At 33.2% G+C, this 17,946-nt stretch carries 11 protein-coding genes; 9 read left to right on the top strand and 2 right to left on the bottom strand.

What is annotated here, in order from left to right; translation table 11 throughout:
- The first annotated feature begins 28 nt into the window (after positions 1-28).
- Entirely contained in the window at positions 29-1,195 is a 1,167-nt protein-coding gene (locus tag SJY34_RS16110; RefSeq protein WP_400077434.1) for an alginate lyase family protein, read from the top strand.
- A gap of 147 nt (positions 1,196-1,342) precedes the next feature.
- Positions 1,343-2,266, top strand: a complete 924-nt coding sequence (locus SJY34_RS16115) for a T9SS type A sorting domain-containing protein (protein WP_400077436.1) — start codon at positions 1,343-1,345, stop codon at positions 2,264-2,266.
- A 72-nt stretch (positions 2,267-2,338) separates the two neighbouring features.
- Here SJY34_RS16115 and SJY34_RS16120 read toward each other — a convergent pair whose 3' ends face one another.
- Positions 2,339-4,729 carry a polysaccharide lyase 6 family protein gene (locus SJY34_RS16120; protein ID WP_400077438.1) on the bottom strand — a complete coding sequence of 797 codons (2,391 nt, stop codon included), beginning with the start codon at positions 4,727-4,729 and terminating at the stop codon, positions 2,339-2,341.
- 173 nt (positions 4,730-4,902) lie between these two features.
- On the opposite strand from SJY34_RS16120, the gene SJY34_RS16125 reads away from it, so the two are divergent.
- Positions 4,903-5,739: a DMT family transporter gene (locus SJY34_RS16125; protein ID WP_400081417.1), complete on the top strand. Its 837-nt coding sequence runs from the start codon at positions 4,903-4,905 to the stop codon at positions 5,737-5,739.
- A 272-nt stretch (positions 5,740-6,011) separates the two neighbouring features.
- Positions 6,012-6,992, top strand: coding sequence for a type I phosphomannose isomerase catalytic subunit (locus tag SJY34_RS16130; protein ID WP_400081420.1), 981 nt, complete (start codon positions 6,012-6,014; stop codon positions 6,990-6,992).
- A 512-nt stretch (positions 6,993-7,504) separates the two neighbouring features.
- Here SJY34_RS16130 and SJY34_RS16135 read toward each other — a convergent pair.
- Positions 7,505-8,404: an aldose 1-epimerase gene (locus SJY34_RS16135; RefSeq protein ID WP_400077440.1), complete on the bottom strand. Its 900-nt coding sequence runs from the start codon at positions 8,402-8,404 to the stop codon at positions 7,505-7,507.
- A gap of 240 nt (positions 8,405-8,644) precedes the next feature.
- On the opposite strand from SJY34_RS16135, the gene SJY34_RS16140 reads away from it, so the two are divergent.
- The 5 genes from SJY34_RS16140 (at position 8,645) to SJY34_RS16160 (ending at position 17,937) form a co-directional block, all read left to right on the top strand.
- Positions 8,645-10,213, top strand: a complete 1,569-nt coding sequence (locus SJY34_RS16140; protein WP_400077442.1) for a ThuA domain-containing protein — start codon at positions 8,645-8,647, stop codon at positions 10,211-10,213.
- Between the two features lie 20 nt (positions 10,214-10,233).
- Positions 10,234-11,721 (top strand): xylulokinase, encoded by a 1,488-nt coding sequence (locus SJY34_RS16145; protein WP_400077443.1) that lies wholly within the window; start codon positions 10,234-10,236, stop codon positions 11,719-11,721.
- A 14-nt stretch (positions 11,722-11,735) separates the two neighbouring features.
- Positions 11,736-13,061 carry a xylose isomerase gene (gene xylA / locus SJY34_RS16150; protein WP_400077445.1) on the top strand — a complete coding sequence of 442 codons (1,326 nt, stop codon included), beginning with the start codon at positions 11,736-11,738 and terminating at the stop codon, positions 13,059-13,061.
- A gap of 30 nt (positions 13,062-13,091) precedes the next feature.
- Positions 13,092-14,510, top strand: coding sequence for a D-xylose transporter XylE (xylE, locus tag SJY34_RS16155; protein ID WP_400077447.1), 1,419 nt, complete (start codon positions 13,092-13,094; stop codon positions 14,508-14,510).
- 289 nt (positions 14,511-14,799) lie between these two features.
- Complete coding sequence (locus tag SJY34_RS16160) at positions 14,800-17,937, top strand: SusC/RagA family TonB-linked outer membrane protein (RefSeq protein WP_400077448.1); 3,138 nt, start codon at positions 14,800-14,802, stop codon at positions 17,935-17,937.
- Positions 17,938-17,946 lie beyond the last annotated feature (9 nt).

Here is a 17,946-nt window from a genome sequence, read left to right on the forward strand (position 1 = left end):
CTTGAGTTTGAAGATTTTTTATATGCGTATGAAACATTTTAAATTCATTATTTTTCTTTTATCTATAGTTTTTAACTGCACAGATCAGCCTACCGATTTTGAAATGGTTTCAGAATTGGAAGGGGAATATATTCTTAATGAGGCAAAAAAGTATTCTAATCTCAAACCTATAACGGTAACGTCGTACATCTCTAAAAGAAGTGCAGGTGGTATTCACGATTTTTATTCTGAAGGCGATTATTGGTGGCCAAATCCCAAACATCCAGATAGTGCTTACATACGAAAGGATGGTTTAACCAATCCAGATAATTTTACAGCCCATCGCTTAGCTATGATAAGATTGAGCAGAATCTCAGGATCTCTGGCTTCAGCTTATTTAGTAACGGAAAACGAAAAATATATAGAAGATTTAATTCCGCATTTAAAAGCTTGGTTTATCAATGATGCAACTAAAATGAACCCAAATTTGATGTTTGCACAAGCTATAAAAGGTCGTGTTACTGGCAGAGGAATTGGTATCATTGATACAATTCATCTCATAGAAGTTTCTAAAGCAATTGGTGTTGTTGAGACTTCAGGACTAATGCAAGAATCTGATTTAATATTGGTTAAAGAATGGTTTAAAGACTATTTGGCTTGGTTAACATCACACAGTTATGGTAAGAAGGAGCGTGATAATGGTAACAATCACAGCACATGTTGGGCAATGCAAGTAGCAGCTTTTGCGGAACTCACTCAAAATGAAACCCAATTAGAATGGTGCAGAGACTTCTTTAAAAATACGTTATTACCAGAGCAAATGGCTGAAGATGGTGGTTTCCCCAAAGAATTATCGAGAACAAAACCTTATGGATACTCTATTTTTAATTTAGATGCTTTTTGTGGAGTTGCACAAATCTTATCGACTGATAAGGATGACTTATTTAAGTTTGAAACTAAGGATGGTAAAAGTTTAGTTTCTGGACTAAATTTTATGACTAGATACATTAGGAATAAGGATGATTGGCCATATCAAAAAGATGTGATGTATTGGGAAGATTGGCCAACAAAACAATCCTCTGTTTTGTTTGGTGCTTTGGCTTATGATGATGAAAGTTACTTAAAACTCTGGAAATCGCTTCCACAAATCCCTGAAAAACAGGAAATCATAAGAAATATGCCAATTAAATATCCATTGCTGTGGATTAAAAAATAATCACTATATTTGGTAAACCAGATTGGTAAACCAAATATTTAAGATAGGTCACCAAGATTTGTACAATCGGTATACCTGTTTAGAATATTTATAACTAGAAATAAAGTTAAATTTAACTGATCATTAATATATTAAAAACAAACGATTATGAAAACAAAACTACTTTTTGCATTATTATTTATTACAGCTTTGGGATATGCCCAGGTACAACCAGTTCTTCACAATGCTGTTTTTGACAAAATACCTAAATCTTCAGGTTCTGACTGTGCCTGTTCAGGATGGATTAATAAAGACATTGCAGATCAAGGCGAATCTTCTACGATAAGCAGTGATGATGTTGTGAAATTTGACAATATTGAGTCCGATGGTATATATCAAGAAGTTGCTGTTGTAGCCAACAATGACTATACACTAGATATTCAATTTAGATTTAGTTCAACTGACACTACTACTGACTACGTTGAAGTGATAGTATTGAAAGGTAGTGGATATGTAGATGGATACACACCTTTATATGAAACACCAGACGTAGCTGCTCAAGATGGATTTGGTTATGATGACGTAGCTGAGGTAGAGTCAGCATCCAATCAGCTTGCTTATGCGACTATAACTCCTTCAGGAAGTACGTCTGATTTAAACCCAATGTCACCTACAATATCATTTAACACTGGTGCTGAAACAAGCATAGCTATATTTGTTAGAGCTGTTGGGCCATATGATGCTGCTGCACATGGAGATCCTAGTAAGGATAAAGGTTGGATGAACGGAGATACAGAAGTTAGAGTAGACAATCTATCTTTAGTTAATTTAGGTGTTCTATCTACGGAAGAATTTTCTGCTTCAAGTTTTACAGTGTATCCAAATCCTGCGAATACAAACATTACTATTAAGTCATCAGATCAAACTCAAATTGATTCAGTTGAATTGTATAATGTTTTAGGATCAAGAGTTTTTACTGCGAATAACTTAATTAATAATTCTATAGATGTTTCTGAAATGGCAAATGGCGTTTACTTACTTAAAGTAAATTCTGGAGCTAATTCTGTAACTAAACGTATCGTTATTGAGTAATTGAAATTTAAAATTGATTGATGTAAAAAGGGTAGCTAATTATAAGCTACCCTTTTTAATTTGTTTCAACTTTTAGTTTTGTATCAAACCAATGAGTCCTTTGTCATTATTTTTCTCTAGTAGCGGCGACTTTTCGCTTGGAATATATTTCTCTTTGTCATCCCATTTTGGACTTTTATAAATAAGATTCATTTTTTTAGCACCTTTACTTAACTTAGGGAAACCACTATCGTCAAATAAACAGTTTTTAATAATGGCGTTAGTACCTTGTAAATTTATAGGGTTTAGCGCCTTATAGCTATTTATAAAAACTGAATTTTTTATAGTTACCTCATGAATGCCATTAGTTCTAATAATACGACCTTTCTCTTCATTTGCAACTTTATCAAAGATGCTATTGGTAATAATAATGTTTCCTCCTTTAATATTTAAATTTGGCGTGGTTCTTATATAGTTTACTGCAAACTCTTCAATATTTTTAAAAATACAGTTGTCTATTACAATTTGTTCCGCATTATATTTTCCTAAATTATCTTTATCATAAGATAGGTTTAGGCCTCTGTAACTATCTAAAAACTTACAATTTTTAAAAGTTAAGCTACTTGCCATTGTACCTGTGTATGCTTTAAAGATACTACCACCACTTTTCGTTGTAAAATTTTTAAAAGTACAGTTTTCTGCATTGAGGGCGTATATACCAGATTCCATTTTATCTGGGGATACTATAGCGTATTTAGGTGGTCTGCTGTGATCAGCATCAAAAGTTACATTTTTAATAGTAAGGGCTGTATTTTCATTTAGTCTAAGAAAATAGTTGAAAGATTTTTCAATATCCTTTTGCATTTTAATTATTGAACCTCCATTTTCTGCACCAACAACGGTTATCTTGCTTTTTAACTTAGCGCTTTTGTTTAAAATATAAGTTCCTTCTTTTAAAGTAATAATATCTCCATCTTTAGCTTTACTTAATGCTTTAGATAGTGTTCCTATACCTGGTTCGATAACCAGATCTTCAGGTTTTGTTAATGGTGCTATAATATTTGGTTTCCAGCCTGGACCTGTTCTTGCTAAAATTGCTTTTGGTATTTTAGTATTGTTGAGATTAAATGCACCAGCCACGTAAGTTTCTCTTTCTGATTCTACAATGTCTGTGTTTGGGCTCATCGCAGTTTTGGTGACGCTTTTTAGTACAGGGTTATTTTCAGTTGGCATTGGTAGTGATTTTAAAACACTCCAATCAATAACTGTTTTAGTAAAGTATTTAGGATCAACATTAGCATCACTATCTACGATATTTCCGCTAAAAGAAATGCCATCAGTGCTATCTACGACATCTAGTATTCTTCCAGAGTTGGTATTCGTAATAATATTATTTGCAAAAATAGTATTTATTGGAGCTAAACTTTTTTCATCATCTTTACCTGCTCCAAAAGTCATAGGGCCACAATTAATAATAGTGTTGTTTTGAATATCTACATTTTTAACTTGGTGATATCTATTTAGTGGTGAATTAGGAACTCCATTCATAATGACTATTGGCCCTCTGTAACCATTACCGGTTAATCCAACTAATAAATTATTACGCACTATATGCCCTTCATTTATAATTCTTATACCTCCAGTACGAGACACATTATTACCTAAGAACACATTATTTTCTACTAGTGCATTGTTACCATGTCTTAGTGTTAGGGTTCCTTGACTTTCAACGAATAAGTTGTTTCTAAAAATATTATCGCCAGATTTGTTAGAGATAATTTCTATTTCCCCATCGCACTGTTTAAATGTATTATATTCTACTATAGTTTTGGAGGACTTCATAGAATTAGTACTGGTTCCAATTCTAATTGTTTCCCCACCATTTTCGCCTAAATCTGGTCTTGGTCCAAAATAATTATGATCTATTTGATGATTGTTTTCAACATGCTCTTCTCCTTTTAGCCAAACAACAACTGTGGTGCCAGAAGATGCTTTACCTGTAAAATTATTGTGGTCTACTCTATTGTTTTTCCCCCAAATGTCTACCCAACGATTTTTTATGCTTTCATCAGCGACATTAAAATAAGAAATGGTTGAGTTTGTAAACCTGCAGTTGTTGGCAAATTCTTTTGAGTTTTTTCTAAACTGAACGACATGCTTTGATGTTGTTTTCCCATCCTTAAACCAAAGACCACTTACTATAACATGGCTACCATAAATATTTAAACTAGAATCTCCAGATAGAATAACCTCACCAGCAGTTTCAGCTTTTATTATAATTGGCTTTTCTTTGGTTCCGTTTCCATAAGCATTGAGATTGGTGTCCTTCCACTCTCCATTTTTTAAAATTATTGTACCACCTGAGTTAATTTCGGAGAGTGCAGCATTATATTCATCAATATTAGAAACTGTAATGTTTTGAGCTTCAGCAAAATTTAATAATAAGATTGTGGTAATCAGTAAAAATATATGTGATGTTTTCATGTGTAAATTAAGTTCAGAATTTCGTCGTTATAAAAATAATCAAAAACAATTCCGTTTTTTTAATATGGTACATAAATTATGACGTAATCGTATTATTTTCTATTAATAATGTATGATTTTATCCTTACATTGCTTGTTCTAAATTTTATTAGATCTCAAAAGAAATTGATACTCTGAAAAAGGCCATACAATACATGATAATTAGTGCACTAGCATTTACGTTTTTAAATGTATTTGTAAAGTCATTAGACAATTTTAGCGTTTATCAGATTGTTTTTTTTAGATCTATTGGATCCTTATTTTTTACCATACCATTTTTACTTAAAAATAAGATTTCCCTTTTAGGCAATCAAAAAGGACTACTTGTTATTAGAAGTGTGGTTGGTCTTATTTCAATGACTTTATTCTTTTTGTCTTTAAAATATATAGCTATGGGAACAGCAGTATCTATAAGATATATTGCGCCAATCTTCGCAGCGTTTTTTGCTTTATTTTTGCTTAAAGAGAAGGTGAAACTAATTCAATGGATGTTTTTTGCAATTGCGTTTTCAGGGGTTTTAATTATCAAAGGTTTTGGTGAAGAGCTACAAATAGAAGGTGTTATTTTTGCTGTTGTATCTGCAATTTTTGCTGGTTTAGTTTATATCACAATTCGTAAAATAGGTGATAAAGACCACCCAGTTGTTGTGGTCAATTACTTTATGGTTATTTCGGCAGTAATAGGTGGAATTTTGTCGATTAACAGTTGGATAAATCCTGTTGGGAAAGAATGGTTGATTTTTCTGAGCCTTGGTGTTTTTGGATATTTTGCACAACTATACATGACTAAAGCTATGCAAGTTGGTGAAACCAATCAAGTAGCTCCGTTAAAATATTTAGAAGTTATTTTTACAATAATTATTGGTTTAGTTTGGTTTAAAGAAATCTACTCGCTTTGGAGCTTAATGGGTATATTACTTATAGTTGTTGGGTTAACACTAAATATTACAATTAAAAAGCATAAAAATTAAAAAACGGGATTAACCCTCATAACTCGGAGGTCCGTGGTTCGAATCCAGTTCCTGCCGCTATTAAGTTTAAGCCTTTCAAGAAAATGAAAGTTTTTTTTTAATTATTGCAGAATAGGTAAAGAATTTAAGGAGTTATGTCACTTTTGGCAATGTGGTTTGTTTGGGAATTAGTTCCAGAGACCAAAGGAAAAACTTTATAAAAGATGGAAGTTCTTTGGGAAAAAGATGCAAAATAAAAAAATCAGTTCGTAATTTTGTCAGTAAAAGCATATATGAGAAAAGAGGAACTCTATCCTATTAAATTCGACCCTATTTTTAAATACAGACTTTGGGGCGGAAACAAATTAAAGACCAATCTGAATAAAGATTATAAAGGTAAAAATATAGGTGAGTCTTGGGAGATTTCTGATGTAAAAGGCGATGAAACCAAAGTGTCAAATGGTGAGTTAAAAGGTCAAACACTCAAAGAACTTATCACGAAGTATAAAGGCGATTTTGTTGGTAATTCAGTGTATAAAAATGTAGGAACTGATTTTCCAATACTTATTAAGTTTATAGATGCAGAAGCACCATTGTCAATTCAAGTACATCCGAGTAATGAGTTAGCTAAAGAGCGTCATAACTCGTTTGGAAAAAATGAAATGTGGTATGTTATGGGAGCTGACAAGGATGCTGAACTTATTGTGGGTTTTGATTCTGAAATGGATAAAAAAAACTACCAAAAACATTTAAACGACAACACAATATTAGAGGTATTACATCATGAAAAGGTAAGTAAAGGGGATGCTTTTTATATTCCTACAGGACGAGTACATGCTATTGGAGCAGGTGTTTTGTTAGCCGAAATTCAACAAACGTCTGATATAACTTATAGGATTTATGACTATAATAGAAAAGATAAAATAACAGGCAAAGAGCGAGAATTACACACCGATTTAGCCATAGATGTAATCGATTTTAAGCGTTACGATAACTACAAAACGAATTACGAAAAAACCCTTAATAAATCGAATGTTTTAGTGCATTCACCATACTTTAAAACGAACTTTATTAAAGTGTCCAAAGCCCTAGTAAAGGATTATTCTTATCTTGATTCTTTTGTAATTTACATGTGCGTTAGTGGTAGTTTAGAACTCAATTATAAAGCGCAATCTTATGATTTAAGTGTTGGGGAAACTATTCTATTACCTGCTGCAATCGATACTGTTGAATTGACTTCATTATCAGCAGAAATTCTTGAAATCTACTTATAGTAAGTAATAATTGTGAAGATGAAAAAAGTACCATAAATCGTTTATTAGAATGATAATGCTTTCTTTATTATTACTATTTTCATGTGATGCAAAAGTTCAAAACCTGATTATAAATGAAGAGGATAACGGCTTTGAAAAGTAACGTCTATTGCCAGCCAGAAAACATTAAGACAATCTTGTTTTAAACATTAGAAAGACACCAAAAGATTTTGATAGTTATAGAATAGACGATGCTATTTTATTAAAAAATGACAATGAAATTCTGTTGTATTGTAAATTGTGAAATGAACCAAAACACTTTAAATTTTATTTTTTGATTTGCGAATCGATTGAAAATAAATATATCGATACCATCGACGTAGTTTCTTTAAAAAAATAGAAGTTCAGAAAACACAAAAAGTAGAGATTGAAGAATCTTTTTATAAATGCAAAATTGGTTGAGGTGTTGAAAAACTGAACGGAGTCAGCTGTTCGTATGTTTATTTCCAATTTGGATTTAAGGAACTTGGGTGTTAACTTTTTAAATTTAATTTGATAGTCCAATCAATAGTGTATGTGTTACCTGGTTCTAATATTTGTAATCCTATTGTGTTGTTAAAACTATCAGATATTCCTGTTGTAGGCTCTATAGCTATTGTGTTTTTTTTAGGGGGCGTATATAGTTGTAAAAATGTGTCTTTTGAAGAAGACGTCATTTCCAAATCATATTCTGGAGTTAAAAAGTGTATTTTATTTGAGTCTAAAATAAAGCAATCATCGAGCTGTTTATCTTCAATTTGTATGCTTTCATTATGAGGATAGTCTTCAGTACCAGTTGTAATTAATCTATCTCCTAATATCACTTTTTTACTACAGTCAAATTTCACTTTACTGTTGTACAGATTCTTACTCATAAAATAGGGATGCCAACCAATGGTGAATGGAAAAGGTTTTGAATCTGTGTTTTTAACAAAGACGTTTAGGTTTAATACGTCTTCATTTAAGGTGTAAATCAATTGAACTGTATAAGTGTATGGAAACCCCTTACTTATTTTAAATTCTTCATATTCCAGTTTGATTGACGCCTCAGAATCTGAAACGTTTTCACTTAGAATTTTAAAAGTTTTGTCATAAACAAAACCGTGCAATGCATTGTTTTCTTCTTTATGGTTAGTTTCTAATTGATATTGCTTTTCATTAAAAGTATAGATGCCGTCCTTAATTCTGTTCGCAAATGGAAATAGAACCGATGATGCATAAGTCTCAGCATACTTAAGTGGTAACAAGTCTTCTATTATCGCGGTGTCTTTTATAGTTAATTTTTGCAAACTTGCACCTTGATTTAATGATATTACAGCATAAGATGTTTTGCTGGAATTCATCAGTTTTACCTGATTGCTTTGATGGTCCTTCTGATGTTCTATTTTATACATTTATACGTCCTTTATTAAAATAGAGGTTCAAAATTTATATAAATTATTTTCATTAAATGTTCTGAAACTAAAATAACTTAGTAATTCATATGATGCGTCCTGTGCTATGCTGATTGGTATCATCTTTAGTATTATAAGTATCCTTAATATGAATCGATAGATCTCATTTTAAAAAAAACAGCACAGTACAGGATGTAATTTGTCATTTACAAAATTACATTGTTCTTCAAAATATTATAAATGAAACTTAAAACGTTAATTTGTTTCTTTGTATTAATGCTTTCATTTGAAGCAGCCCAGGCACAACAAAGCGATCCAAATATTCTGGTGTTCTCAAAAACGGAAGGGCATTATCATAAATCGATTCCAACTGGGATTACATTTATGACTGAATTGGCACAAAGAAATAATTGGAATATCTCATTTTCTGAAGATTCAAATGACTTTGATGATGAAAACTTGAAGCAATATAATGTCCTTGTGTTTTTAAACACTTCAGGAGATCTGTTTGACGAGAATCAAAAAAAGGCATTGAAAAAGTATATAGCCAATGGTAATGGTTTTGTAGGTGTTCATGCTGCATCTAATACCGAAATGGAATGGCCTTGGTTTACGGAAATGATCGGAGCTACTTTCAAAGATCACCCTAAAGTCCAAAACGCAACATTGCATATTGATAATACGAGTGAGCATCCTGCAATTAATCATTTAAATGATACGGAAGTTTTTAAAGACGAATGGTATAATTTTTTAAAGCCAGTAGCTAAACATGTTAATGTTTTAGCATCTTTGGATGAGGACTCTTACCAAGGTAAAAAAATGAATACTAAAAACCATCCCATTACATGGTATCATCATTTTGATGGAGGTAGAGTGTTTTATACAGGAATGGGTCATACTAACGAGATTTATCAAGATGCAAGATTCGAAAAATTAATTAAAGGTGCGATACTTTGGGCGACAGGTGTGGAACATATAAAAAAGCCGTCTAATAAAAAATGGACTAATCTTTTTGAAGGTGACCCAGGCAAATACTGGGATGTGTTTATCGGAGCACCTCATGCCACAGTCACAGGTTTGGATAATGTAGACCCGAAAAGTGACGGTAAAAATGCTGAACCTCTAGGTCTAAACAACGACCCAAAAAACGTATTCACCTTTAAAGATGAAAATGGTGAAACCGTGCTTTATGTTTCAGGAGAAATATATGGAGCCTTAATTTCAAAACAGGAGTATGAAAATTACCATTTAAAAATACAGTTTAAATGGGGAGAGAAAGTCTGGGAGCCAAGATTATTAAGAAAAAGAGATAGTGGAATATTATATCACTCCCATGGCTCTAGTACTGCCTTTTGGAATGTATGGATGGCGTCACAGGAGTTTCAGGTTCAAGAAACCGATGTAGGAGATTACTATGGGTTAGAGGATGTTTTAATACATATTCCGTCAGATAAAAAAGAGGGAGAAAAGGAATTTAGGTATTCAAAAAACAGTAATTTAAAGGCTTATTCGGCTTTACAACGTATTCCACCAAACCATTGTAATAAAGGTTTTGATAATGAAAAAGACCACGGAGAATGGAATACGCTTGAACTTATTTGTTTTGAGGGAACAAGTTTACATGTAGTAAACGGGAAAGTGGTTATGGCATTGTATAATTCAGAATATAAGAATACAGATAACGACATAGTCCCACTTACAAAAGGACGTATTCAAATTCAATCTGAAGCCGCAGAAGCGTATTATAAAAATGCTCAAATAAAATCCATAAATCGTATTCCCAAAACGTTTAAAAAACAATTAAAATAATATTAAGAGTTTATTTATAAATGAATTATTACTTAGGATTAGATATAGGAAGTTCATCAATCAAAGCAGCATTAGTTGAAACAGAGTCAGGTAAAAGTTTAGGTGTTGTACAAGAGCCCAAAGAAGAAATGGGTATGTATGCACAAAAAAATGGATGGGCAGAGCAAAGTCCTAATGATTGGTGGCAGCATATATGTACTGCTATTAAACGTTTGAAAAAAGATTATAATGTTAGCAGAACACAAATAAAAGGTATCGGCATATCGTATCAAATGCATGGACTAGTTTTAATTGATAAAGCAGGTTATCCACTACGTAAAAGCATTATTTGGTGCGATAGTAGAGCTGTAGAAATTGGAAACAAAGCGTTTGACGACATTGGTAGTGATAAATGTTCTACTCAACTATTAAACTCACCAGCAAATTTTACGGCTTCAAAATTGAAATGGGTAAAGGATAACGAGCCAGATATTTACAAAAGCATTTATAAATTTATGCTACCTGGTGATTATATAGCATACAAGTTTTCAAATACAATAAACACAACGATATCTGGATTATCAGAGGGCATTTTTTGGGATTTTAAAAATAATAGTGTAGCAGATTTTCTTTTGGAGTATTATGGTTTCGATAGAAAACTTGTGCCAGATATTGTTGAGACTTTTGGAATTCAATCTCTAGTAGATGAAAAAGGAGAAGCTGAAAGCGGATTGGCAGCAGGTACATCTATTTATTACAGAGCAGGTGACCAACCCAATAATGCATTGTCACTAAATGTGTTTAATCCTGGCGAAGTTGCCGCTACAGGAGGAACATCTGGTGTTGTTTATGCCGTTACTGATAGCTTGTCTGTAAAAGAAAGCGCGCGAGTAAACAACTTTGCACATGTTAATTATAAAAAAGGAGACGACGCAAGAATAGGTAAATTGTTATGTATAAACGGAGCAGGTATTCAATACCGATGGTTATTAAATAACCTCGCAGTTAGTTCGTATGAAGAAATGAATAATTTGGCTTCAGAAATTCCAGTAGGTTCAGATGGTATTTGTTTAATTCCATTTGGAAATGGAGCAAAGCGCATGCTCAATAACAAGGAAATTGGGACACGCATTGTAAATATGAATTTAAATAACCATCATAAAAGTCATATGTGCAGAGCGGCTCTAGAAGGCATAGCCTTTTCATTTGTTTATGGTATGGAAATTATGAAATCAGATGGCATAAAACCAAGTGTAATGCGTGCTGGAAACGACAATCTCTTCCGGTCAGAAATATTTGCAAATACCGTGGCAACTTTAATTGAACAAGACATTGAAATTTACAATACAACAGGTGCAATTGGAGCAGCGCGAGCAGCCACTTTACATAAAGGCGATTTTGAAGCTTTCGGTAAGGTAATTATGGACAATGACTATGTGATGACATATATGCCTTTTAAAGACAAAAAGCCCTATCTGCATGCGTACAACAATTGGAAAAAAGAATTAGAACTCGTATTAAACAAATAATAAATCAACTAAAAATGGCAATTATAGGAAACAAAGAATATTATAAAGGCATAGGAGAAATCAAATATGAAGGCAAAACATCAGACAACCCTTTGGCGTTTAAATATTATAACCCAGAGCAAGTTGTTGCAGGTAAAACAATGCGTGAGCATTTTAAATTTGCCATAGCGTATTGGCATACTTTCTGTGGTCAAGGAGGCGATCCATTTGGTCCAGGAACACAAAATTTTGCTTGGGATCAATCATCAGATCCAGTGCAGGCTGCCAAGGATAAAGCAGATGCGGCATTCGAATTTATTAGCAAAATGGGATTCGATTATTTCTGCTTTCATGATTACGATTTAATCCAGGAAGGTGCAACATTTGCCGAATCTGAAGAACGACTATCTACAATTACAGATTATATTAAAGAGAAACAAGCAGAGTCTGGAATAAAACTATTATGGGGAACCGCAAACTGTTTTTCTAACCCACGCTATATGAATGGTGCTTCAACCAATCCAGATTTTGATGTGGTGGCAAGAGCAGGAGGGCAAATTAAATTGGCTTTAGATGCTACTATAAAATTAGGAGGCGAAAACTACGTGTTCTGGGGAGGACGAGAAGGCTACATGTCTTTATTAAATACTGATATGGGACGCGAATTAGATCATATGGGACAATTCTTAACCATGGCAAGAGATTATGCACGCGCAAATGGTTTTAAAGGAAACTTTTTCATCGAACCAAAACCAATGGAGCCAATGAAACATCAATACGATTTTGATTGTGATACGGCAATTGGGTTTTTGCATAAATATGGTTTAGAAAACGATTTTAAAATGAATATTGAAGTCAATCATGCTACCTTAGCACAACACACCTTTCAACACGAATTGGAAGTTGCTGCAAATGCAGGAATGTTGGGCAGTTTGGATGCCAATAGAGGAGATTATCAAAATGGTTGGGATACCGATCAATTTCCAAATAACATCCAGGAAACAACGGAAGCCATGTTGGTATTCTTAAAAGCAGGAGGCTTACAAGGAGGGGGAATCAATTTTGATGCTAAAATCAGAAGAAATTCCACAGATATGGAAGATGTATTCCATGCACATATCGGTGGAGCAGATACCTTTGCAAGAGCTTTGCTTATTGCAGATAAAATTGTAACGTCTTCGCCTTATGACAAATTAAGAACAGAACGTTATGCTTCTTTTGATTCTGGAAAAGGAAAAGATTTTGAAGATGGTAAATTATCGCTACAGGATTTATACAAGATCGCTCAAGATAATGGCGAGTTATCATTAAAAAGTGGCAAGCAAGAGTTATTTGAAAATATAATTAATCAATACATTTAGAAATCCACTAACTAACTAACTAACTAAACTATGGGGAAATCAGCAAAATCAGGCTATCTTTTAAAACTAACATTAGTAGCTACCTTAGGCGGTCTGCTATTTGGGTATGACACAGGCGTAATTTCAGGAACCGTAGGGTCTTTAGATAGCTTCTTTGTAATTCCAAAAGGATTGTCCGAAACTACAGCCAATGCCTTTAAAGGATTTTTAGTGTCAAGTGCCTTAATAGGTTGTATTATTGGAGGTCTTTTTGGTGGACTCGTGAGTAAAAATCTAGGTCGTAAAAAAGGATTGATACTGGCAGGTATTTTATTTCTAATCTCTGCGCTAGGGTCATCAATGCCAGAAATGTTTTTCAAGCCAATTGGAGAATTAGACCATACGTTTTCTACAATTTTTATAATTTATAGAATTTTGGGTGGTATTGGTGTAGGTTTAGCTTCTATGTTATCTCCGTTATATATAGCCGAAATTGCGCCAGCTAAAATTAGAGGACGACTGGTTTCTTATAACCAGTTAGCAATAGTTGCAGGTTTTATGGTTGTTTATTTTGTAAATTACTTTATTTCTAAAGGAGGTGGTTCAGATGCATGGTTGAATGACGTAGGATGGAGATGGATGTTTGCTTCAGAAATTATACCTGTTGGCATATTTTTAGGATTACTATTTACTGTTCCAGATACACCAAGGTCTTTAATGCTTCGAGATAAAGAAGAAGAAGCATTGCAGGTATTAACTGACATTAACGGTGAAGAAGAAGCTACTTCAATTTTAAATGAAATTAAAAGTAGTGTTGTGCAAAGCTCAGGGAAGTTACTATCCTTTGGGTGGTTAATCATAATAATAGGTGTTGCGCTCTCAATTTTTCAACAATTTGTAGGTATTAATGTGGTGTTGTATTATGCACCAGAAATATTTAAAAAGATGGATATGAGTACAAATGCATCTTTACTTTTTACAATTATTGTTGGTATCGCCAATTTCTTATTTACAATAATCGCAATTAAAACCGTAGACAAATACGGAAGAAAACCATTGATGATAATTGGAGCTTTAGGAATGTCTATTGCTATGTTTGCTTTAGGCTTTGTGTTTTTCTCAGAGGCAACAGGTTATTTGGCTTTAGGTTGTATGATGCTTTATGTGGCAAGTTTTGCATTAAGTTGGGGACCAGTAACATGGGTTTTGTTATCTGAAATATTTCCAAATAAAATAAGAGGTAAGGCTATGGCTATAGCTGTTGCTGCACAATGGATTGCTAACTATTTTGTGTCATTAACATTCCCAATGATGGATGATAATAGCTATTTAACAGAGCAGTTTAATCATGGATTCGCCTATTGGATTTATGGTATCATGTCATTATTGGCTATGATTTTTGTTTGGAAATTAGTACCTGAAACTAAAGGAAAAACCTTGGAGGAAATGGAAGGGCTTTGGGAGAAATAAAATTATAAATTATTCAAATGAAACAAATCTATTTCAAATTAACTTTTATAATAGATTTAGCATGAATTTTAGAAACTCATTTGAATAATCAAGGAAATCTAAAGCATAAAGATGTTAAATGTAGCTATAATCTAAATAAAAATTATGCTTGTCAGCATAGTACAGGATACAGATATATAATGTTATTTTTAATATTGTTAACATACTATTATGATTTGGCTTTGACGTATTAAAGTTTAATTATTTTAATAAATCTATTACTAACTATATGTTGAAATTTAAACTGAATATGAAACAAAAATTTAAAAAACAATTTCCTGTTTCTGGGTTAGCATTACTACTGGCAATAGTATTTTCCAGTTTTACAGCAATTAATTTAGAGGCTCAAAATAGTATTTCTGGTGTTGTGAAGGATGCTGGTGGGATGCCTATACCAGGTGTAAGTGTAGTACAAAAAGGAACTACTACAGGTACATATACAGATTTTGATGGAAATTATTCCATTGAATTAACTTTGGGTGAGGAAATTTTAGTGTTTTCTTATGTAGGTTTTAAAACACAGGAAATTCAAGTCAATGGTCAAACAACCATCAATGTAACCTTAGAAGAGGATGTGGCAAGTTTAGATGAAGTCGTTGTTATTGGTTATGGTACTCAGAAAAAGGAGAGCGTAGTAGCTGCTATTACGCAGATAAAAGGTGAGGAATTGATGGAAAGGAATCTTGGTGTAGCTAATGTTGAACAAGCTTTACAAGGAAATTTACCAGGTGTTACTGCCATACAAGGTAGTGGTGTTCCTGGAGAAGATAATTTGAAGATTTATATTCGTGGTAAAAGTTCATGGAATACTGATGGAGACCCTCTTGTCCTTGTCGATGGTGTTAGGAGGTCAATGAACGATATAGATATGAACGATATTGAAAATTTATCGGTGCTTAAAGATGCTTCTGCTACCGCGGTTTTTGGTGTAGAAGGTGCTAATGGGGTAATTTTAATTACTACCAAGCGTGGTCAAACAGGAAAAGCGCAACTGTCCCTTAGTGTTAATACAACCATTAAAGCCGTCTCTCAACTACCAGAAAAATTAAATTCTTATGATGCTTTATTAGAAGCAAATAGTGCTATTTTAAGAGGTATAGCTGTTGCTCCTAATACATGGAATAATTATACTCCATTAGACATTGTAGATAGATATCGTAACCCTGCAAGTTTAGAAGAAAGTTATATTTATCCCAATGTTGATTGGGAAGATGAATTGTTGAAAGATTATGCACAAGATTATAGAATTAATTTGTCTGTTCGTGGCGGTAATAAAACGGCTAAATATTTTGGTAGTTTAGCTTATCAAACAGTAGAAGATATTTTTGATGGTGGTAGATATGATAATGGAAGAGGCTATTTAGGTGAGTATCGATATGATAGATTTAACTTTAGAAGTAACATAGATTTTAATATTACGAATACTACTGAGTTGTCCGTTAGTCTAGCTGGTTTTTATGGTGTTAGAGAGAATCCAGGTAACTTAGGTAATGTAACTAATGGATTGTACTTAATAGCGCCTAGTCTTTACACGCCCATATATCCAGATGGGTTGTATGGAAACCCCTTTAGTTATTTTAATGTTTATAATAACCCTGTTGAGCAATTACAGGCTAAAGGTTATACAACTTTCAGACAATTTCAAGTCAATACAGATTTTATACTAAAACAAAAATTAGACTTTATTACTGAGGGTTTGTCTTTTCAAGGACGATTTTCTCTAGATAATAATCAGAGAAGTAGACAAAGTTTAAGTGATGGAGGTGTAATTTACAGGGTTTATGATGGTAATGGTCAGGAGGAAATTCTTATTCCAGATAGCAATACTAGATTTGGTTATGTGCGACCACCATGGACTTTAGGAAATGCACAAGTAGAGGATGGTCAACGAAATCGTCAATTGGTGTATGATGCTTCATTGAATTATAACAAAACTTTTAATGAAAAACATAACCTAACAGGGCTGTTCTTATTTAGAAGACAGGAGCGTACAAGTGGTACTGGGATTTTTGCTTTTCCAACATACCGTGAAGATTGGGTAGGGAGAGTCACTTATAATTACGACTCAAGATACTTTTTAGATATTAATGGTGCTTACAATGGCTCTGAACAATTTGGACGAGGATTTCGTTTCGACTTATTCCCTTCTGTAGCACTAGGTTGGACACTTTCAAACGAAGCCTTCATGGAAAATGTAGATTGGCTAAATTTACTAAAGTTTAGAGGATCTTATGGTTTAATTGGTGATGATAGTTTTATCCGAAACAATAATGTAATAGGAAGATGGAATCATATTACACAATGGAATTCTAGTGGATCAGCATATTTAGTGCCAAGTGCTTATCAAGGACTTTCGCCCTACACGTTTTTTAGAGAAAGTATCATTGGAAACCCAAACCTTCAGTGGGAGGAAGCTGTTAAATATAACATAGGTGCTGAGTTTAATTTATTTAATGGTTTATTAACTGGAGAGATAGATTATTTTGCCGAAGATCGTAGTAAAATTGTAATTGTTAATGCTTTAATACCAGATTTTGTGGGAGCAAGCCCTCCGCTTATTAATAAAGGTATCGTTGAGATAAGGGGTTATGAGATTGTTCTTGGTTCTAGTTATACTTTTGATAACGGTTTAACGCTATCTGGTGATTTTAATTTTACGCAAGCTATAGATGAAGTAATAGTAAGAGATGATCCAGCATTGCGGGCTGCTTATTTAAATGACGCTGGTTTTAATATTGGGCAAGGAAGCACAGCCATACCTGCAGGTATATTGACAAGTTGGGACGATATTTATAGTTCAACACCGCTAAATGAGAATCAAGGTACAGTACGTCCTGGATATTATGATCTTGTAGATTTTGATGGAGACGGTATTTATAACTCTAATTTTGATAATGCACCTTTCGGTTATCCAAACCAACCTCAAAGATCTTGGGGACTTACTTTAGGAGCGCGATACGAAGGTTTTAGTATTTCAGCGCAATTATATGGTACTCAAAATGCGTCTAGATTATTTAGTAACCAAACCTTTAGTAATTCAACACCGTTAATTTTTGAGCAAGATTTAGATTATTGGACCGTAAATACACCTAATAATACAGATACCCAACCATCATTTGGAGTTCCGGGAGCAACTAATCCTAGAGATAATTGGTTAGATGCATCATTAACAAGGCTTAGAACAGTTTCTTTATCTTATGATATACCAAGAGAAACCTGTGAAAAACTTGGGCTAAAGAAACTTCAATTTTTTGCAAATGGAAATAACCTGTTTTTATGGTCTAATTTGCCCGATGATAGAGAGTTTAATACTTCAGGAGAAACCCGGTCAAGAGGGGATTATCCTACCTTAAAAACATTTAACTTTGGTTTTAATATGAATTTTTAAAAAGAGAAA

Origin of the sequence: Winogradskyella sp. R77965, assembly GCF_044594915.1 — a bacterium.
Lineage (GTDB): Bacteria > Bacteroidota > Bacteroidia > Flavobacteriales > Flavobacteriaceae > Winogradskyella.